The following is a 21157-nucleotide window of genomic DNA, read 5'->3' as shown; positions in this document are numbered from 1 at the left end:
ATGAGTAGCCCAGGACATCTTTGAGGTTAGCCGATGCAACTGGAAATATTCCGCACACTCTGGGGCTATACCGCCAGCCCGGCCCAGGCCCTCGACGAGCTGCTGGCCGCCGGCTTCGACGGTATGGAAGCCCGCCTGCCTTTGCAAGCCCGCGAACGCGGCGAATTCGGCACTTTCCTGCGGGACAATCGCCTCGCCTACATCTGCACGGTTTTCACCGCCTACGACGTCCTGCCAAAACAGTCGGCCGCGTTCCAGGAACACCTGCTGGACCTGGAGCGCAAGCTCGCCTGGGCCGCCGAACTGGCGCCGCGCTTCGTCAATCTGCTGGCCGGCAACGACCGCTGGCCCCTGGCCCAGCAAGTGGAGTTCTTCGGCCAGGCCATGGAGCTGGCGCGCAAGCATGGCCAGTTCTGCAGCTTCGAGACTCACCGAGCCCGTTCGCTGTTCAATCCCTGGGTCACCCTGGAGCTGATCCGGCAATTGCCCGACCTGCGGTTCACCAGCGATATCAGCCACTGGGTCGTCACCTGCGAACGCCTGCTGGATGACCCCTTCGATGACCTGAGCGCCTTCGTCGAGCGCGTTCACCATATCCAGGCCCGGGTCGGCTATGACCAGGGGCCGCAAGTCCCGCACCCCGCCGCCCCGGAATATGCCCGTGAACTGGCGTTCCACCAGCAGCACTGGGAAGCCGTCTGGCATTCGCAAAAGGCCCGTGGCTATCAGGTCAGCACCCTGACCCCGGAGTTCGGCGCCGACGGCTACCTGCATCACCTGCCCTTCACCAACGTGCCGGTGGCCGACCTCTGGTCGCTGAACCAGTGGATGGCCAGGACCGAGCGCGAACACTTCGACCGCTTCACCCACTCAACCCGTCCGTGAGGTTCTTGCGTCATGCCCGAGAAGATCGATAACACCCCGGCCAAGGCCAACTTCAAGCACATTCCGGTGGTGGACATCGCCGGCCTGTTCAGCATCGAGCTGGAGCACCGACTGGCCGTCGCCGAGCAGTTGGGAGCGGCCGCCAGCGAAGTGGGCTTTCTCTACATCACCAGCCATGGCATCGACCCGCAGTTGATCGCCGGCCTGCGCCAGGCCGCCAGGGACTATTTCGCCCAGCCCCTGGACAGCAAGATGCAGCACTACATCGGCACCTCGAAAAGCCACAAGGGTTTCGTCCCCGAGGGCGAGGAGGTGTATTCCAAGGGCAAGCCGGATCACAAGGAAGCCTTCGACATCGGTTTCGAAGTCGCGGCCGACGATCCCCTGGTCCTGGCCAACACGCCGCTGCTGGGGCCGAACGAGTGGCCAGAACTGCCCGGCTTCAAGAAGGCGGTGCAAGCCTATTACGCGGCCGTCTTCGCCCTCGGCAGGCGCCTGTTCGGCGGGTTCGCCCTGGCCCTGGGCCTGGAGGAAAACTATTTCGACGCCCTGGTCACCCGCCCGCCTTCCAAGCTGCGCCTGATCCACTACCCGTTCGACGACGCGGCCCAGGATGCGCCAGGCATCGGCGCCCACACCGACTACGAGTGCTTCACCATCCTGCTGGCCGACAAGCCGGGCCTGGAGGTGATGAACAACCTGGGCCAGTGGATCGACGCCCCGCCCATTGCCGACGCCTTCGTGGTGAACATCGGCGACATGCTGGAGGTGATGACCGCCGGCGCCTTTGTCGCCACCGCCCACCGGGTGCGCAGCGTCAGCGAGGAGCGCTACTCGTTCCCGCTGTTCTACGCCTGCGACTTCCATACCCAGATCAAGCCTTTACCGCAGTTCGCCAAGGCCTCGGACGACTACGAGCAGATCACCATCGGCGAGCACATGTATGGCCAGGCCCTGCAGACCTACCAGTACCTGCGCAAGCGCGTGGAGAACGGCGAGATCCTCCTGCCGGAAAAGGCCCGCAAGCCTTCGAGCTTCGGCCACCTGAAACACCAGTCGCAAGCGTCCTGACCACCCTTTTGCCCTTTGCTTCCATCCCCTGGAGAGACCCACGATGCTTAACAAAAACAACGTTGCTCGCCTGACCCTGCTCACCGCCGGCCTGTTGTGCGCCACCGCCGGCCTGGCCTCGACCGCGACACCCGGACAGCTGAAGATCGGCATGGAAATCACCTACCCACCGTTCGAGTCCTATGACAGCGAGAAGAACGTGGTCGGCTCCGACCCGGAACTGGCCCACGCCCTGGCCAGGCACCTGAACGCCAAGGCCGAGTTCGTCGACACCAAGTTCCCCAGCCTGATCCTCGGCCTCAACGCCGGTCGCTACGACGCGATCATTTCCGGCATGTACATCACTCCGGAACGGCAGACCCAAGCCATGACCATCGCCTATGCGAAAACCGGCGCGGCGATCATGACGTCCAAGGACAGCGGCCTGAACCCGCAAACCCCTGAAGACCTGTGCGGCCTGAAGGTCGGGCTGGAGCAGGGCACCACCTGGGTCAGCCAGTTGCAGAAGCTCTCCAGCGACTACTGCGTGCCGAACAACAAGGGCGCGATCAGTGTCAGCGAATACCCCTCGGCACCTGAGGTGACCCAGGCCCTGCTGTCGAAGAACATCCAGGCCCAGGTGGAAATCGCCGGCGCGGCGAAGATGATCGCCGAACGCACCCAGGGTCGGGTGGTGGTCACCAGCCAGCACCTGATCTATCAGCAAACCCTCGGCATCTTCGTCAAGAAAGGCAACGACGCCACCTACAAGGCGCTGCAGGAAGCCTTCGCCGAGAGCCGCAAGAACGGTGAGTACGCCGCGATCCTCGGCAAATACAACCTGGAACCGGTGACTGACTGACAAGCCACTGCGGCGCAGGGATGCGCCCGTGACCGGCCCCCGATCGAGCGCGCAGCGCCCGTCCTGATGCCTGCGATCCGAAGCCGCCCGAGGTGTTTATGCAATTCGACTGGTCCTACTTCATCTCCCTGTTCTCCCTGCCCAGCTTCTGGCACGCCTGCGTCACCGTGGTCCAGCTCAGCGCACTGGCCTGGTTCATCGGCATGCTGCTGGGCTTTCTCCTGGCCTCGGCCAAACTCTCCACGGCCGCCTGGATCAGAACCCCGGCAGCGCTGTACATCTGGTTCTTTCGCAGCATTCCGCTGCTGGTGCTGGTGGTCTTCGTCTACAACCTGCCCCAGCTGTTTCCGGCCACCGGTTCGGTGCTGTCCAACCCCTTCTACTCGGGGCTGCTCGCCCTGGTGGTGACCGAAGCGGCGTACATGGCGGAAATCCATCGCGGCGGGCTGATCTCGGTGGCCAAGGGGCAGAAGGAAGCCGGCCGCGCGCTGGGCATCGGCCTGATCGGTCTGCAACGGCTGATTGTCATCCCCCAGGCCTTCCGCATTTCCCTGCCGACCCTGATCAACGAGTACATCACCGTGGTCAAGCTGACTTCGCTGATCTCGGTAATCTCCCTGACCGAACTGCTCACCGTCGGCCAGCGCCTGTATGCGCAGAACTTCCTGGTGATGGAGACCCTGGCCGCGGTGGCGGTGTACTACGTGCTGATCGTCACCCTGTTCGCCTGGCTGCTGCAGCGCCTGGAGCGCCACCTGGACCTGAACCTGCGCACCCCGCAAACCCTGGATGAAGCCGGCACCGAGCGGCTCCGGCAACAGGCACAACCGCAGCACAGCCGCACTCGCCCACGACCGGTAGCCGGCAGCGCCCCGGCCCTGCAACTGCAAAACATCCACAAGCGCTACGGCGATCATCAGGTACTCAAGGGCGTCGACCTGAACGTCGCCAGTGGCCAGGTGATTTCCATCATCGGTCCGTCCGGCTCGGGCAAGACCTCGCTGATCCGCACCATCAATGGCCTGGAGCGCATCGACCAGGGCGAGATCGTGCTGTTCGGCAACAGCTTCATCAGCGCCGGCGACAACCTCAACAGCCCGCAGGTGCGCGAGGGCGTGCGGCACATCGGCATGGTCTTTCAGAACTTCAACCTGTTCCCCCATCGCAGCATCCTCGACAATATCTGCCTGGCGCCGCGTTACCACGGCAGCAGCAAGGCTTTGAGCGAGCAGCAGGCCTATGCCTTGCTGGACAAGGTCGGCCTGCTGGCCCACGCCCACAAGTACCCGCACCAGTTGTCCGGCGGCCAGCAGCAGCGCGTGGCGATTGCCCGGGCCCTGGCGATGGAGCCGCAGATCATGCTTTTCGACGAGCCGACCTCGGCCCTCGATCCCGAGCTGGTGGGCGATGTGTTGAATGTGATCCGCGACCTGGCCCGAGAGGGCATGACCATGTTGATCGTCACCCACGAGATGGACTTTGCCCTGTCGATTTCCGATCGGGTGATCTTCATGGAGGGCGGCAATATCCAGCTGGACGCCAGCCCGCAAGCGATCCGCGAAGAAGCGGCGGGGGAACGGGTCAGACGCTTCATGGGGCTGGAGCAGCCAAGCGCGACGGCACTGGCAGCGGCGCTCTGATCGAGTGCCGAACGCCAGTGCCTCGGCGTTCAACCCAGGTCGAGCATCAACCCGCTCAGGCGCTTGACCTTGCGCCGCACCGCCTCTTCGAACACCCCGGCCCGCGGCTCGATCAGGCTGAACCAGTCCTTGGCCCGGGTGATACCGGTGTAGATCAGCTCCTTGGTCAGCACCGGGTTCAACGCCTCGGGCAGGATCAGCGCGGTGTGGGCGAACTCCGAGCCCTGGGATTTGTGCACGGTCATGGCGTACACGGTTTCCACATCGTTGAGCCGGCTCGGCAGCACGAAACGCACGCCTCCCTGGCCGTCGTTGCGCGGGAAGGCCACCCGCAGCACCAGGCGTCCGTCTTGCGTGCCTTCGTGCTCGGGCAGTTTCAGGGCAATGCCGATATCGCCGTTCATCAGGCCCAGGCCGTAATCGTTGCGGGTCATCAGCACCGGACGACCTTCGTACCACTGCTGATCGCTTTCGATCAGCCGCGCCTTGAACAGGGCAGCGGTGATCCGCTGGTTCAACCCCTCGACACCCCAAGGCCCCTTGCGCACCGCGCAGAGCAACTGGAACTGGTCGAAGGCCAGCAGCACATCGCGGGCCCAGGCGGTCCAGCGCGGATCTTCCAGCGCTGTATCGGCAGGCGGGCGCTGGCCGCGCAACAGGCTCAGGTAATGCCGGTAACCCTGCGGCCCGTCGCCGTGGCCTTCCAGCAGCAAGCGCTCCAGGGCGCGGTCCTGCTCGCCCTTGAGGCTCAGGCCATACAGGTCGGCGTGGCTGCGGGCAGCCAGCAGCCGGCGCGCTTCCTCGGCCTGCTGCTGGTTGACCCAGCGCGCCAGCTGGCCGATACCGCTGCCTTCGCCGAAGCGCCGGGAGTGGCGCAGCATCACCACCTGCTGGGCCAGCGGGTGAGTGCCGGCGTTGTCTTCCTGCAGTCCGCTGTCCGCCAGTTGTTCGCCGCTGACGGCCTCGAGCCAGCTGCGGGTCTGCGGGCTGTACCAGCCGGCCTCAGCATCGCGGCACAGGTCGCCAAGCACCGCACCGGCTTCCACCGAGGCCAGTTGATCCTTGTCCCCGAGTAACACCAGGCGCGCGTGCACCGGCAGCGCATCGAGCAGATTGGCCATCATCTCCAGGTCGATCATCGAGGCTTCGTCGACCACCAGCACATCCAGGGGCAAGCGGTTGCCGGCGTGATGGCGAAAGTGCCGGGTTCCCGGACGATTGCCCAGCAGGCGGTGCACCGTGGTCACGTCGCTGGGGATCTTCTCGCGCACACTGTCGTCGACCGACAGGGAGCGCACTTGCAGGCTGATGGATTCGGTCAGGCGCGCCGCCGCCTTGCCCGTAGGCGCGGCGAGGCGGATGCGCAAAGGCTTTCCGGCTTCGACAGCCGGGGCCTGGAGCAAGGCCAGCAGGCGCACCACGGTGGTGGTCTTACCGGTTCCCGGCCCGCCGGTAATGATGCTGAAGGCGCCTCGGGTGGCCAGCGCACAGGCAAGCTTCTGCCAGTCCACCGGCCCCGCTGCCTTGGCCGCACCGAACAGACCGCCGAGGCGCTCGGCCAAATCCGTGGGAGTTTCCTCCTGCACCGCCAGGCGCTGGCGCAAGGCATTATCAATGCGCCGCTCATAGGCCCAGTAACGGCGCAGATACAGGCGCTTGCCCGACAACACCAGCGGCCGCTGGCGGGCCTGCTCGCTCTGGTCGGCCGCCAACGCCACCAGGCGACTGGCCGCCAGGGCCTTGCACCAGTGTGCGCCGTCCAGCGTCGCCAGCACCTGCGACGGCAGTACCGCCGCCGTGCTTTGCAGGTCGCCTTCCGGCGGCAGGGACAGGGCGAAGTCCGGCTCCTTGAGGGTTTCGAACAGGTCCAGGCAAACATGCCCGTGGCCCAGTTGATGGCTGGTCAACGCCGCGGCCATCAGCACCAGTGGATCGCCTTGTGGCTCCAGTTCATGGAGGAAGCCTACGAAAGCCTTGTCCAGGGCGCGCAACCATCCGCGCTCGACCCAACGATCGAGCAACAGCAGCAAATCGCCGGCCCGAACCAGGGGCGCCAGGTCGGGCTGGGGTTCCAGCGGCGTCAGCAGATCCTCGATCACAGCAATACTCCCTGTTCCCACGCCGGCTCGGCCCTGGGCTGCTCGGGCTTGCCCTGGAACAAGCGGTCCAGGCGCTCGATCAGCTCACGGGGTGGCCGGGTGAAAAACACGCCGCGGCTGGCCGAGCCCGTGCCGCGCAAGAACAGGTACAGGGCACCGCCCATGTGCCGGTCGTAATCGTAGTCCGCCAGGCGTGCCCGCAACTGGCGATGCAGGGCCAGCAGGTACAGCACGTATTGCAGGTCATAACGGTTGTCGAGAATCGATTGTTCCATGGCCTGCTCGGTATAGGCGGCGTCATCCACGCCCAGCCAGTTGGATTTGTAGTCGGCCACGTAATAGCGCCCTTCATGTTCGAAGGTCAGGTCGATGAAGCCCTTGAACATGCCATTGAGCAGGACAGGTTCGGCGGTCACCCGAGGCACGCCTTGATGGGTGTACTGGCGCACCAACTCGTCGAGCTTGAGCACATCGACCTTGTGGCTGGCGAACCAGAACTCCATCTCGACCCGGTATTGGCTCAACTGTGCGAGCACCACCGGCAGTCGCCCCGTCCCGGCTGGCAAAGGCAGTTGCAACAGATGCCGCAACCAGTCGCTCAGGGTCTTGATCCAGCCTTGCCAACCGCGGCGATTGCAGCGCCGAGCGATGGCGTCCTCGATGGCGACGGGGTCGGCGGCGAACCCCTCGCCACCGGCCCACTCCAGCAGGCCGTGGAGGAAGGTCCCCGGGTTCGGCCCACGGGGGAAGCGATGGATGTCCGCGCCGCTGGCCACGACTTCACGCGGAGCATCGGGGTCGAGGCGTTCATCGTCGAAGAGTTTCTGCGCCTGCGGGCTTTCCGGCGCCTCGGTATTGCCGGCCCCCAGGCTGTCGCTGATGCGCAGAGCACTATAGGACGCGATCCACCAGTTCTCCGCGGCGCGCCGCTTGGGAGCCAGGGGCGCCAGCAGGGTGGCGTCGTTGCGCGGCGGATGGAAGCGGCTGTCGGAGGCGCCGGGCATTTCGCTGACACTCATGGCCTCGCAGCCTTGTTGCAGGTCTTGCAGCCAGCGCGCCAGGCCACTGGACTCCTTCAACAACGCACCGCCGCCCAACAGGTAGCCCAGGGCCGAGAGGTGCAGCACCGAGCTGTTGTGGTTGCCGCGCTTGAGGTCGGCGACACCCAGCCAGCAGGCATGCTGCGCGCGGGTCAGCGCCACGTAGAGCAGGCGCAGGTCTTCGGCCAGGCGTTCGTCGTCGGCCTGGGCAATCAGCTCCGGGGTCGGCCGCAGCGTCACCTGGGCCTTGCCCGACTCGTCGTGGTAGTGCAGCGGCAGACGACTGCCATCCACCGGCTTGGCCGAACAGATGAACGGCAGGAACACCAGCGGGTACTCCAGGCCCTTGGATTTGTGGATGGTCACCACCTTGACCAGTTGTTCGTCGCTTTCCAGGCGCAGGATCTGCTCTTCGCCAGCCTGCCCGGACAAGGCCAGGTGCTCGGCCAGGTGGCGGATCAGCGCTTGTTCGCCATCCAGCTCGGCGGCCGCCTGCTGCAACAGTTCGGACAGGTGCAGCAGGTTGGTCAGGACCCGTTCGCCATCGCTGCGGGCGATCAGGGCCTGGGGCAACTGGAAGTCATGCAGCAGGCGTCGCAACATCGGCAGCACACCCTGGGTACGCCAGATCAGGCGATAACCGCGAAACTGCATGACCCGGCTCTCCCAGGCCAGCTCGTCCTGGTTCAGGCGCTCCAGCTCAACCAGCGGCAGGTTCAGGGTGATGGAGGCCAGCGCGGCGCGCAGCGGGCGCTCGATATCCGGTTCGGCACAGGCCTTGAGCCAGGCCAGCAGGTCGTGGGCTTCCTGGGCGGCGAACACCGAGTCCTTGTCCGACAGGTACACGCTGCGCACCCCGCGCGCGGCCAGTTCGCCGCGCACGGCCTGGGCCTCCTTGCCATCGCGCACCAGGATGGCGATGTCCGCCGGCAGCAGCCCCTTGAAGGGCTGGCCGTCGCGGGCGAAGCCGGTGCTGGCCTGCTGTCCGCCGTTGAGCAAGGCGACGATTTCGCTGGCGCAGGCCGCCGCCAGTTGCTGCCGATACAGCGCACCGGAAATGGCTTGCTCCGTGGACAGGTGCCAGACATTCAGCGCCGGCACCACCTGCCCTTCTCTGTGTAGCTGCTCCTTGCGCCCCTGGGAGGCCACCGACAGGAACGGCACCGGGTTCTCTCCGCTCTTTTCCCGGAACAGGAACGCGCCGCGTCCCTGTTCACGGGACTCGGCACGCTCGAATACATGGTTCACAACCTTGACCATGGCGTGGCTGGAACGGAAGTTGGTGCCCAGGGTATGCAAGCGGCCGCTGGTGGCCTGGCGAGCGCGCAGGTAGGTGTAAATGTCCGCCCCACGGAAGGCGTAGATCGCCTGCTTGGGGTCGCCGATCAGGAACAGCCCGGTCTCGGGGTTGTTGTCCTCGATGCGGTAGATACTTTCGAAGATCCGGTACTGCACCGGGTCGGTGTCCTGGAATTCGTCGATCAGGGCCACCGGGAACTGCTCGCGAATCAGCGTCGCCAGACGCTCGCCACCCTCGGCCTGCAACGCGGCGTCGAGGCGCAGCAGCATGTCGTCGAAGCCCATCTCGGCACGGCGGCGCTTCTCCTCCTCGAAGCGCGCGCCGACCCAACGCGCGGCGTGTTGCAACACCGCAGCGTCGGGGCTCGGCAGGGCATCGAGCGCGACCTTGAGCCCGGCCATGGCGTCCAGCGCGGGATGATCCGGCGCATCGCCTTTCCAGGCCTCGGCCATGCCTTCGGGGGTCAGGCGGCTGAAGCCGGTACCGATATCCAGTTGCTCTATGGATTCGTCTTCGGCCCAGGCGGTGATCTTTTCGAACCAGGGCTCGAAGTAACGCGCCTGCATTTTGCGGCCATCGACCGCCTTGCTGGCGACGCCTTGCAAGCAGATCTCCCGCAGTTGCTCAGCCCATTGCCGCCAAGGCGCCTTGAGCTGCACCAACGCCACGCGACGCTCCAGCAAGCAAGCTTCGATCAACTGCGCCGGCGTCTGCTCCGCGTCCACTTCTCGCTCGCTGCCAAACAGCGCGCGTACCCTGGGCAGCAAGGCCGCGGGCCCGCCCCAGTTGGCCCGCACCCAGTTCAACGCATCGCCCTGCATCGGGTAGCAAAACAGCCGCCAGTAGTCGCGCAGCACTTCGCCCAGCAGATCGCTGTGGTCGGTTTCCAGGGTCTGGGTAAACAGGCTGCCACTGTCGAACGCATGCTCGCGCAGCATGCGCTGGCACCAACTGTGGATAGTCGAGACCGCGGCCTCGTCCATCCATTGCGCGGCGATGTCCAGGCGGCTGGCACAGCCCGGCCATTGTTCGGCGGCGAACTGATCGCGCAACTCGGCGATCAGCGCGTCGGGCGCGGCGGTTTCATCGCGGAAGAAGCGTGCGGCTTCAGCCAGGCGGGTGCGGATCCGCTCACGCAGTTCCTTGGTCGCCGCGTCGGTGAAGGTCACCACCAGAATCTGCGGCGGCAACAACTCGCGACCGAACCCGGCCGGCTCGCCGCCGTGCCCCAGCACCAGGCGCAGGTAAAGCGCCGAAATGGTAAAGGTCTTGCCCGTACCGGCGCTGGCTTCGATCAGTTGGCTGCCTCGTAGCGGGAACGCCAGGGCCAAAGGTGCTTGCCGGGTCATGCGTCAGCCTCCCCATTGGCCGCGGAGCGCCAGGGCGCCTGTAAGAGTGGGCGGTACAGCGCATCAACCCAGCCGCTGAAGGTTTCGTCGGCGATCAACGCGTTGTAGTCCGGGTACTGACGCGCCAGGGCCGGGCTTTCCCGACGTTCGCCATCGCTGGTCTGGCCATCGCCTTCATAAGCTTTGCGCGCCGCCGCTTCGGCCTTGCCCGGATCGCTCTGGCCCAACCAGGCAAAAGCGGTTTTCACGGCTACCGGCAACGGCTGGCACATGCCCGCCTGCCAGGCCAGCAGCAGATCGCCCAGGCTTTGCAGCGCCACATCGCGGTCCAGAGGCGGCAGCAACAAGGTGTCGTCGCTGGCCACCAGCGCGGTGGTCAAGGCATAACCGCTGGCACAGGCCACCAGATGATTGACCCAGGGCCGGGTCAGACGGTGCCATTTGCGGGTCTTGGGCGAGCCGATGCTGTTCGGGATGGTGGTGACCGACAGCAGCCCGCCGTCGCTACGTTGGTGCAGGCCGCTCAGCCAGCCTTCGAGTTTCACTTCCTTGAGTTCAAGGGTAATCGGCAAGGCGCTGGTGACCGGCGTTGGCCATAACTCCAGCAATTGCCGATAGCGCATCAACAGATCCGGCAAGGGCTCGATCAGCTCTCGTTGCAGGCTCTCGCCAAAACCGGCCATGGGTAACAAGCCGCTGGCCTGTAGCCGTTGCGCCTGGGCCTGCAGGGCCTGGTCCGGATCATCGGCGCAGTTCAACGCCGCCTCCAGCAGGCTGTCGCTCAGGCTGTAGCGTTGCAGCGCGTCGAGTACAAAGGGTTCCTCGTCGGCCAATGGCGCGTCGGCCGCCTCGAAGAACACCTTGAGGCGCTGACTGAAGAAATGCCGTACCGGGTTACGCAGGAAGTCCTGCAACTGCCCCAGGCTCAACGGCTCTTCCTGGACATAGGGCGCCAGAAGTTCGAGCGTTTGAGGAGCCGCTTGGGCCTGGTGCAACAGCTGCCACTCTCGGGCATAGCTGAACAGCCCATGGCCTTCATGGAAGTAGCGGGCACTGAAAGGTTGCAGTGGATGCTCCTGGGTCATGGCGTCGAGCAGATTGTCCTGGTCATTCGCCAGCTTCCAGCCACTGGCCAGGTGATCGCGCAACTGGCCGATCAGCACCGAGGCCGGGCGCTCGCTGTTGTCGCGAATGCTGCGACCGACCCAACTGACGTACAGCTGATCCCGCGCCGAAAGCAGCGCCTCCAGCAGCAGGTAACGGTCGTCTTCGCGCCGCGAGCGGTCGCCGGGCCGGTAGTCGCTGCCCATCAGGTCGAAATCCAGCGGCGGTTGCGCCCGCGGGTAGTCGCCGTCGTTCATCCCCAGCAGGCATACCAGCTTGAAGGGAATCGCGCGCATCGGCATCAACGTGCAGAAGTTCACCGCACCGGCCAGGAAACGCTGGGACAAGCGGCCCTGGTCCAGGCCAGCCAGCCAGGCTTCGCGGACCACGGTCAGCGGCAGCTCATCATGCAGGCCAACCGATTCGCAGGTTTCCAGCCAGGTTTCGCGCAAGTCTTCGAGTTGGCTCAGCAGGTAGTCGTCATGCTCGGTACTGGCCAGGAAGAATTGCTGCGTGAGTGCTTGCAGGCGTTCGCCCCACTGTGGCGGCGAAGCCGGTAAAGTGAGGTTCTGATACGCCATCTCCAGGGCATCGAGCAGAGCCACCAGCGGCCCGATCAGTGCCGCATCCAGGCCACCAATCTCGTCGTAAGGCTCGATCCCCTCGCAGGCATCGGAGCGTCCCACGGCGTAACCCAGCAACATGCGGCGCAGGCCGAAACGCCAGCTGTTCTGCTCCAGCTCCTCCGGCAATCCCAGGTCGGCCCGTTGTTCGGCGTTCATGCCCCAGCGGATGCCGGCGCCTTCGATCCAGCGATGCAAGGTCGGAAGATCGGCCTCATCAACGCCAAAACGTGCGCGTAATGCCGGAACATCCAGCAGGTCGAGGATTTCGCTGACGGGGAACCGGCTGTCCGGCAGCTTGAGCAGATGCTCCACGGCAATCAGCAGTGGGTCGCGGCCACGTTGGCCCTGGTCCGTCAGGGTGAACGGAATAAAACGTCGATCGTCACGCTCCAACTGGCCGAAGACCGCACGAATATGCGGTGCGTAACTGTCGATATCCGGGACCATCACGATCACATCCCGCGGACGCAATTCAGGGTCCTCACTGAAGCGCGCAAGCAGCTGGTCATGGAGGATCTCCACTTCGCGCTGGGCACTGTGGGCAATGTGAAAACGGATCGACTTGTCCTGGTGCAGATCGACCGCCGGCCATAACTGGCGGGTTTCCTCCAGCGGGCGCAATTCGAGGATATCGTCCTGCAGCTGATTCAGCAGGGTCTGCGGCTGACTCTCGCTGAACAGGTCGATACGGCCGTCGCGAAAGGCCGAGCGATAGCTGTTGGGATCGTCATAACTGTCGAGCAGATTGATGTAGTCACGACCCTGTTTACCCCAGGCGGCGAGCAGCGGGTGGGCATGTTGATGCAGGGTCTGCGGATCAAGCACCACCGGCATTCCCGCCTTGCGCGCCTGACGCTTGTATTGATGGCGCAGCAGGTCCTTGTCGGCGACGATATCCGCCCAATGGTGACGACAAGGGTTGTGTACACACAGCAGTACCTGGCTGAAGCGGGCCAGTCCAGCTAGGGCTTCCAGGGCTTGCGCCGGCAGGGAGGAAATCCCGAAAACGATCACTCGCGAGGGCAACCCTTGTGGCGCCGTTTCCAGGCTGAGAATACGTTCGATGAAACGCTGGTGAACACCGGCGCGACTCTGCGCCATGCCCTCCTCCCCCACATCCAGCAACAACGCCCGCCACAGTTCGGCCTGCCAGCAGTTGGCGGGGGTCAGGGCCTTGGCTTCGCCTCGAGCGCTGCGTAGTTGATGCCTGCCTGCGGCCCAGTCTTCCAGCCAATCGGCGCGATAGACCTGATATTGGTCGAACAGGTCAGCCAGGCGCTCGGCCAATTGATAGCGCTTGCGCAGATCCGTGTCGTGAGTGAGGAAGCGTCGTAGAGGCTCGAAGTGCGGCTGATCGATCAGTTCGGGCAGAAGCCGCATCAGACGCCAGGTCAGCGGCGCTTTATCCAGCAGGGATTTAGGCGGGATTTCATCGCGTCCCAGCACCATGCGATAGAGCTGCCACATGAAACTGCCGGGGAGCTGCACATCGATGGCAGCAGCGATGCCACAGCCGCCCATGTCGTCATCCTCAGGATCCTCAGCCAAGGCCAGCTTCAGCCATTGGGCGATGCCGTTGCTCTGGACCAGGGCGATCTCATTCTCCAGCGGCGCCAAGGGGTAACGCCGCATCCAGCTGACCACCAGGCTGCGCAACTCGTCCAGGCGGTTACCGTGAACCACCATAAAACCAGCGCTGAGGGACGTGGCGTCCGGCATAAGGGCTTCCTTGGAAAATGCAAAAGCTAGGGCCGAACCTTAGCACTGTCACGCAGCGGTGACAGCTGAGAGGACCAACGTGAGTGTTGCGAGGAATGAGGCATTTTTTGTCGCACAAAAACAAAACCCCAATTGCTTTCGCAATTGGGGTTTCGGAATTTAATCTTGACGATGACCTACTCTCACATGGGGAAACCCCACACTACCATCGGCGATGCATCGTTTCACTGCTGAGTTCGGGATGGGATCAGGTGGTTCCAATGCTCTATGGTCGTCAAGAAATTCGGTGTGCCGAGTCGTCTTTCGACGCTTCAGCAAATTGGGTATGCGATAGTTTGTGTGTTTTTTCGAACTTTCGGTTCGTTTCGTCTTCACACACCGCAATCTGGCTGTTAAGCGCAAATTGCTTGGGTGTTATATGGTCAAGCCTCACGGGCAATTAGTATTGGTTAGCTCAACGCCTCACAGCGCTTACACACCCAACCTATCAACGTCGTAGTCTTCGACGGCCCTTCAGGGAACTCAAGGTTCCAGTGAGATCTCATCTTGAGGCAAGTTTCCCGCTTAGATGCTTTCAGCGGTTATCTTTTCCGAACATAGCTACCCGGCAATGCCACTGGCGTGACAACCGGAACACCAGAGGTTCGTCCACTCCGGTCCTCTCGTACTAGGAGCAGCCCCTCTCAAATCTCAAACGTCCACGGCAGATAGGGACCGAACTGTCTCACGACGTTCTAAACCCAGCTCGCGTACCACTTTAAATGGCGAACAGCCATACCCTTGGGACCGGCTTCAGCCCCAGGATGTGATGAGCCGACATCGAGGTGCCAAACACCGCCGTCGATATGAACTCTTGGGCGGTATCAGCCTGTTATCCCCGGAGTACCTTTTATCCGTTGAGCGATGGCCCTTCCATACAGAACCACCGGATCACTAAGACCTACTTTCGTACCTGCTCGACGTGTCTGTCTCGCAGTCAAGCGCGCTTTTGCCTTTATACTCTACGACCGATTTCCGACCGGTCTGAGCGCACCTTCGTACTCCTCCGTTACTCTTTAGGAGGAGACCGCCCCAGTCAAACTACCCACCATACACTGTCCTCGATCCGGATAACGGACCTGAGTTAGAACCTCAAAGTTGCCAGGGTGGTATTTCAAGGATGGCTCCACGCGAACTGGCGTCCACGCTTCAAAGCCTCCCACCTATCCTACACAAGCAAATTCAAAGTCCAGTGCAAAGCTATAGTAAAGGTTCACGGGGTCTTTCCGTCTAGCCGCGGATACACTGCATCTTCACAGCGATTTCAATTTCACTGAGTCTCGGGTGGAGACAGCGCCGCCATCGTTACGCCATTCGTGCAGGTCGGAACTTACCCGACAAGGAATTTCGCTACCTTAGGACCGTTATAGTTACGGCCGCCGTTTACCGGGGCTTCGATCAAGAGCTTCGCGTTAGCTAACCCCATCAATTAACCTTCCGGCACCGGGCAGGCGTCACACCCTATACGTCCACTTTCGTGTTTGCAGAGTGCTGTGTTTTTAATAAACAGTCGCAGCGGCCTGGTATCTTCGACCGGCATGGGCTTACGGAGCAAGTCCTTCACCCTCACCGGCGCACCTTCTCCCGAAGTTACGGTGCCATTTTGCCTAGTTCCTTCACCCGAGTTCTCTCAAGCGCCTTGGTATTCTCTACCCAACCACCTGTGTCGGTTTGGGGTACGGTTCCTAGTTATCTGAAGCTTAGAAGCTTTTCTTGGAAGCATGGCATCAACCACTTCGTCACCTGAAAGGTAACTCGTCATCAGCTCTCGGCCTTAGAACCCCGGATTTACCTAAGATTCCAGCCTACCACCTTAAACTTGGACAACCAACGCCAAGCTGGCCTAGCCTTCTCCGTCCCTCCATCGCAATAACTAGAAGTACAGGAATATTAACCTGTTTTCCATCGACTACGCTTTTCAGCCTCGCCTTAGGGACCGACTAACCCTGCGTCGATTAACGTTGCGCAGGAAACCTTGGTCTTTCGGCGTGGGTGTTTTTCACACCCATTGTCGTTACTCATGTCAGCATTCGCACTTCTGATACCTCCAGCAAGCTTCTCAACTCACCTTCACAGGCTTACAGAACGCTCCTCTACCGCATCACTTACGTGATACCCGTAGCTTCGGTGTATGGTTTGAGCCCCGTTACATCTTCCGCGCAGGCCGACTCGACTAGTGAGCTATTACGCTTTCTTTAAAGGGTGGCTGCTTCTAAGCCAACCTCCTAGCTGTCTAAGCCTTCCCACATCGTTTCCCACTTAACCATAACTTTGGGACCTTAGCTGACGGTCTGGGTTGTTTCCCTTTTCACGACGGACGTTAGCACCCGCCGTGTGTCTCCCATGCTCGGCACTTGTAGGTATTCGGAGTTTGCATCGGTTTGGTAAGTCGGGATGACCCCCTAGCCGAAACAGTGCTCTACCCCCTACAGTGATACATGAGGCGCTACCTAAATAGCTTTCGAGGAGAACCAGCTATCTCCGAGCTTGATTAGCCTTTCACTCCGATCCACAGGTCATCCGCTAACTTTTCAACGGTAGTCGGTTCGGTCCTCCAGTCAGTGTTACCTAACCTTCAACCTGCCCATGGATAGATCGCCCGGTTTCGGGTCTATACCCAGCGACTAAACGCCCTATTAAGACTCGCTTTCGCTACGCCTCCCCTATTCGGTTAAGCTCGCCACTGAATATAAGTCGCTGACCCATTATACAAAAGGTACGCAGTCACAGAACAAAGTCTGCTCCCACTGCTTGTACGCATACGGTTTCAGGATCTATTTCACTCCCCTCTCCGGGGTTCTTTTCGCCTTTCCCTCACGGTACTAGTTCACTATCGGTCAGTCAGTAGTATTTAGCCTTGGAGGATGGTCCCCCCATATTCAGACAAAGTTTCTCGTGCTCCGTCCTACTCGATTTCATGACTAAGAGATTTTCGCGTACAGGGCTATCACCCACTATGGCCGCACTTTCCAGAGCGTTCCGCTAATCTCAAAGCCACTTAAGGGCTAGTCCCCGTTCGCTCGCCACTACTAAGGGAATCTCGGTTGATTTCTTTTCCTCAGGGTACTTAGATGTTTCAGTTCCCCTGGTTCGCCTCTTGCACCTATGTATTCAGTACAAGATAACCATCTTATGATGGCTGGGTTCCCCCATTCAGACATCTCCGGATCAAAGTCTGTTTGCCGACTCCCCGAAGCTTTTCGCAGGCTACCACGTCTTTCATCGCCTCTGACTGCCAAGGCATCCACCGTATGCGCTTCTTCACTTGACCATATAACCCCAAGCAATCTGGTTATACTGTGAAGACGACATTCGCCGAAAATTCGCGATTAAACTCACAAATTTTACCTTAGCCTGAACAACACCAGTGAAAGTGCTATCCAGTCTATCTTTCTATCACATACCCAAATTTTTAAAGAACGATTCTGATAAAGATCAGAAATCAACATTCACCATCAACTTGATGGAATGCTCATTTCTAAGCTTTAAACGATGGACACCAATCTGTAATGGTGGAGCCAAGCGGGATCGAACCGCTGACCTCCTGCGTGCAAGGCAGGCGCTCTCCCAGCTGAGCTATGGCCCCGTATCGCTACAGGGTGCACCAGTAATTGGTGGGTCTGGGCAGATTCGAACTGCCGACCTCACCCTTATCAGGGGTGCGCTCTAACCAACTGAGCTACAGACCCAATCGTCTTCTTCAATGAATCAAGCAATTCGTGTGGGAGCTTATGAAGCAGCTGATGTCGTCGATTAAGGAGGTGATCCAGCCGCAGGTTCCCCTACGGCTACCTTGTTACGACTTCACCCCAGTCATGAATCACACCGTGGTAACCGTCCTCCCGAAGGTTAGACTAGCTACTTCTGGTGCAACCCACTCCCATGGTGTGACGGGCGGTGTGTACAAGGCCCGGGAACGTATTCACCGCGACATTCTGATTCGCGATTACTAGCGATTCCGACTTCACGCAGTCGAGTTGCAGACTGCGATCCGGACTACGATCGGTTTTGTGGGATTAGCTCCACCTCGCGGCTTGGCAACCCTCTGTACCGACCATTGTAGCACGTGTGTAGCCCAGGCCGTAAGGGCCATGATGACTTGACGTCATCCCCACCTTCCTCCGGTTTGTCACCGGCAGTCTCCTTAGAGTGCCCACCATAACGTGCTGGTAACTAAGGACAAGGGTTGCGCTCGTTACGGGACTTAACCCAACATCTCACGACACGAGCTGACGACAGCCATGCAGCACCTGTCTCAATGTTCCCGAAGGCACCAATCCATCTCTGGAAAGTTCATTGGATGTCAAGGCCTGGTAAGGTTCTTCGCGTTGCTTCGAATTAAACCACATGCTCCACCGCTTGTGCGGGCCCCCGTCAATTCATTTGAGTTTTAACCTTGCGGCCGTACTCCCCAGGCGGTCAACTTAATGCGTTAGCTGCGCCACTAAGAGCTCAAGGCTCCCAACGGCTAGTTGACATCGTTTACGGCGTGGACTACCAGGGTATCTAATCCTGTTTGCTCCCCACGCTTTCGCACCTCAGTGTCAGTATCAGTCCAGGTGGTCGCCTTCGCCACTGGTGTTCCTTCCTATATCTACGCATTTCACCGCTACACAGGAAATTCCACCACCCTCTACCATACTCTAGCTCGCCAGTTTTGGATGCAGTTCCCAGGTTGAGCCCGGGGATTTCACATCCAACTTAACGAACCACCTACGCGCGCTTTACGCCCAGTAATTCCGATTAACGCTTGCACCCTCTGTATTACCGCGGCTGCTGGCACAGAGTTAGCCGGTGCTTATTCTGTCGGTAACGTCAAAATACTCACGTATTAGGTAAGTACCCTTCCTCCCAACTTAAAGTGCTTTACAATCCGAAGACCTTCTTCACACACGCGGCATGGCTGGATCAGGCTTTCGCCCATTGTCCAATATTCCCCACTGCTGCCTCCCGTAGGAGTCTGGACCGTGTCTCAGTTCCAGTGTGACTGATCATCCTCTCAGACCAGTTACGGATCGTCGCCTTGGTGAGCCATTACCTCACCAACTAGCTAATCCGACCTAGGCTCATCTGATAGCGCAAGGCCCGAAGGTCCCCTGCTTTCTCCCGTAGGACGTATGCGGTATTAGCGTCCGTTTCCGAACGTTATCCCCCACTACCAGGCAGATTCCTAGGCATTACTCACCCGTCCGCCGCTCTCAAGAGGTGCAAGCACCTCTCTACCGCTCGACTTGCATGTGTTAGGCCTGCCGCCAGCGTTCAATCTGAGCCATGATCAAACTCTTCAGTTCAAACATCTTTGGGTTTTGAGAAAACCCTAAACTTGGCTCAGCAATCGTTGGTTACATCTTTGATTTCTCGCGGAGTAACTTGTGATGCTGATAATCTTTCTGACTATCAGTCTGACTCCACAAGCACCCACACGAATTGCTTGATTCAGTTGTTAAAGAGCGGTTGGTTAAGTCTTTCGTCTCAACCGAGGCGCGCATTCTACAGCAGCCTCTGCATCTGTCAAGCGGTTATTTTAAGAAGTTTTCAAAGTTTCCTTTGCAACTTCAACCACTTGCGCTTTCGATCTCTCGTCAGCGGGAGGCGAATTCTACAGCGTTACACGCTGCTGTCAACACCTCTTTTTCTCCGCTTTCGACCGAGAAGATCGAATCGTTAACTCGGCGAAAACTTACTGCCGAATCAACTCCTTCGGGCTTCGATGAACTGAAGCGTAACCACTGCCGAAAACCGCGTAACTCGTTGAATCTCAAGGAGTTTTCCGTTTCGACTGCGCCGGAAGTGGGGCGAATTATAGACTTCCAGAATCTGCCGTCAACACTTATTTTCACAAATCTGTCATATCGGTCAAAACCGCCCCTAAAAGCAAAGGCCGCCCCCAAGGGGCGGCCTTTAATACCCTTCTACTAATTACAAGCTAGGGAAGGCGAACTGCGAGGCTTCATGGCTGGCACGCTGTGGCCAACGCTGAGTGATCGCCTTGCGACGGGTATAGAAGCGCACGCCGTCCGGACCGTAGGCATGCAGGTCGCCAAACAGCGAACGCTTCCAGCCGCCGAAGCTGTGGTACGCCACCGGTACCGGCAGCGGTACGTTGACGCCTACCATCCCGACTTCAATCTCGTCACAGAACAGACGCGCCGCTTCACCGTCACGGGTAAAGATGCAGGTGCCGTTGCCATATTCGTGATCGTTGATCAGTTGCATGGCCTCTTCCAGGCTGTTCACCCGCACGACGCACAGCACCGGCCCGAAGATCTCTTCTTTATAGATGCGCATTTCCGGGGTGACGTTGTCGAACAGGCAGCCACCAAGGAAGAAGCCTTCTTCATGGCCCGGCACGCTCAGGCCACGGCCGTCGACCACCAGTTTCGCGCCTGCCTTCACGCCATCCTCGACATAACCGCTGACCTTGTCCCGCGCCTGCCCTGTGACCAGCGGCCCCATGTCCAGGCCACAAGAAGTGCCGGCACCGATTTTCAGCGCCTTGATCTGCGGTACCAGCTTGGCCACCAACGCATCGGCCACCTGGTCGCCGACACACACGGCAACCGAGATCGCCATGCAACGCTCGCCGCAGGAACCATAGGCCGCGCCCATCAAGGCACTGACCGCGTTGTCCAGGTCGGCATCCGGCATCAGCACGGCGTGGTTCTTCGCGCCGCCCAGTGCCTGCACGCGTTTGCCGCGCTTGGTGCCTTCGGCGTAGATGTATTCGGCAATCGGCGTCGAACCAACGAAGCTCAGTGCCTTGACTTCCGGCGCTTCGATCAGCGCGTCCACCGCGGCCTTGTCGCCGTGCACCACACTCAGCACGCCTTTCGGCAGGCCGGCTTCCAGCAGCAGCTGGGCAATCAGCAGGGTCGAACTCGGGTCACGCTCGGATGGCTTGAGGATGAAGCAGTTGCCGCAGACGATCGCCAGCGGATACATCCACAGTGGCACCATCGCCGGGAAGTTGAACGGGGTGATGCCGGCAACCACGCCCAGCGGCTGGAAGTCGGACCAGGCATCAATGTTCGGGCCGACGTTGCGGCTGTACTCGCCCTTGAGGATTTCCGGAGCGGCACAGGCGAACTCGACGTTTTCGATACCACGCTTGAGCTCACCGGCGGCGTCTTCCAGGGTCTTGCCGTGTTCTTCGCTGATCAACTGGGCGATGCGCGATTCGTTCTGCTCCAGCAATTGCTTGAAGCGGAACATCACCTGGGCACGCTTGGCCGGCGGCGTGTTGCGCCAGGCCGGGAAGGCAGCCTTGGCGGCATCGATGGCGCTCTGGATGGTTTCGCGGCTGGCCAGCGGCAGCTTGTGGATCGCCTGACCGGTGGACGGATTGAACACATCGACCGCGCGACCGCTCTCGGTCACCAGTTCACCATTGATCAAATGCGGGATAACGCTCATCGGGGAACTCCTGAAGTTGTCCACAGGCGCC

The 21157-nt window shown here is 60.8% G+C and carries 8 protein-coding genes, 2 tRNA genes and 3 rRNA genes; 4 read left to right on the top strand and 9 right to left on the bottom strand.

Features of this window, described 5'->3' with window-relative positions; translation table 11 throughout:
- The first annotated feature begins 33 nt into the window (after positions 1 to 33).
- The 4 genes from AC3RCP_RS04885 to AC3RCP_RS04870 all read left to right on the top strand — a co-directional run bounded on the left by AC3RCP_RS04885 (position 34) and on the right by AC3RCP_RS04870 (position 4437).
- Positions 34 to 885, top strand: a complete 852-nt coding sequence (locus tag AC3RCP_RS04885) for a sugar phosphate isomerase/epimerase family protein (RefSeq protein WP_101336760.1) — start codon at positions 34 to 36, stop codon at positions 883 to 885.
- Positions 886 to 897: 12 nt separating this feature from the next.
- The gene (locus AC3RCP_RS04880) at positions 898 to 1956 is read left to right on the top strand and encodes an isopenicillin N synthase family dioxygenase (RefSeq protein WP_492569132.1); all 1059 of its coding nucleotides are present in this window, start codon (positions 898 to 900) and stop codon (positions 1954 to 1956) included.
- A 43-nt stretch (positions 1957 to 1999) separates the two neighbouring features.
- Positions 2000 to 2797, top strand: coding sequence for an ABC transporter substrate-binding protein (locus AC3RCP_RS04875; protein WP_007922149.1), 798 nt, complete (start codon positions 2000 to 2002; stop codon positions 2795 to 2797).
- Positions 2798 to 2895: 98 nt separating this feature from the next.
- Complete coding sequence (locus tag AC3RCP_RS04870) at positions 2896 to 4437, top strand: amino acid ABC transporter permease/ATP-binding protein (protein ID WP_492569130.1); 1542 nt, start codon at positions 2896 to 2898, stop codon at positions 4435 to 4437.
- 29 nt (positions 4438 to 4466) lie between these two features.
- On the opposite strand, the gene recD is transcribed toward AC3RCP_RS04870, so the two are convergent.
- The 9 genes from recD to AC3RCP_RS04825 form a co-directional block, all read right to left on the bottom strand.
- Positions 4467 to 6536 carry an exodeoxyribonuclease V subunit alpha gene (recD, locus tag AC3RCP_RS04865; protein ID WP_492569128.1) on the bottom strand — a complete coding sequence of 690 codons (2070 nt, stop codon included), beginning with the start codon at positions 6534 to 6536 and terminating at the stop codon, positions 4467 to 4469.
- Positions 6533 to 10225 (bottom strand): exodeoxyribonuclease V subunit beta, encoded by a 3693-nt coding sequence (gene recB, locus AC3RCP_RS04860; protein ID WP_492569126.1) that lies wholly within the window; start codon positions 10223 to 10225, stop codon positions 6533 to 6535. The genes recD and recB overlap by 4 nt, the downstream gene beginning before the upstream one ends.
- Positions 10222 to 13674, bottom strand: a complete 3453-nt coding sequence (recC, locus tag AC3RCP_RS04855) for an exodeoxyribonuclease V subunit gamma (RefSeq protein WP_492569124.1) — start codon at positions 13672 to 13674, stop codon at positions 10222 to 10224. The genes recB and recC overlap by 4 nt, the downstream gene beginning before the upstream one ends.
- A 163-nt stretch (positions 13675 to 13837) precedes the next feature.
- Positions 13838 to 13953, bottom strand: a 5S ribosomal RNA gene (gene rrf / locus AC3RCP_RS04850).
- 139 nt (positions 13954 to 14092) lie between these two features.
- Positions 14093 to 16984: ribosomal RNA gene (locus AC3RCP_RS04845) — 23S ribosomal RNA — on the bottom strand.
- A gap of 239 nt (positions 16985 to 17223) precedes the next feature.
- Positions 17224 to 17299: transfer RNA gene (locus tag AC3RCP_RS04840), tRNA-Ala, on the bottom strand.
- A 26-nt stretch (positions 17300 to 17325) separates the two neighbouring features.
- Positions 17326 to 17402: transfer RNA gene (locus AC3RCP_RS04835), tRNA-Ile, on the bottom strand.
- A gap of 65 nt (positions 17403 to 17467) precedes the next feature.
- A 16S ribosomal RNA gene (locus AC3RCP_RS04830) occupies positions 17468 to 19004 on the bottom strand.
- The 16S, 23S and 5S rRNA genes sit together here with 2 tRNA genes alongside, the layout of an rRNA operon.
- 628 nt (positions 19005 to 19632) lie before the next feature.
- The gene (locus AC3RCP_RS04825) at positions 19633 to 21126 is read right to left on the bottom strand and encodes a CoA-acylating methylmalonate-semialdehyde dehydrogenase (protein ID WP_007930704.1); all 1494 of its coding nucleotides are present in this window, start codon (positions 21124 to 21126) and stop codon (positions 19633 to 19635) included.
- Positions 21127 to 21157: the final 31 nt, after the last annotated feature.

The sequence above is a fragment of the Pseudomonas sp. GW822-FHT05A08 genome (genome assembly GCF_058800485.1).
The sequence above is the reverse complement of the archived record's forward strand: the minus strand, read 5'-3'. Positions and strand labels throughout refer to the sequence as shown.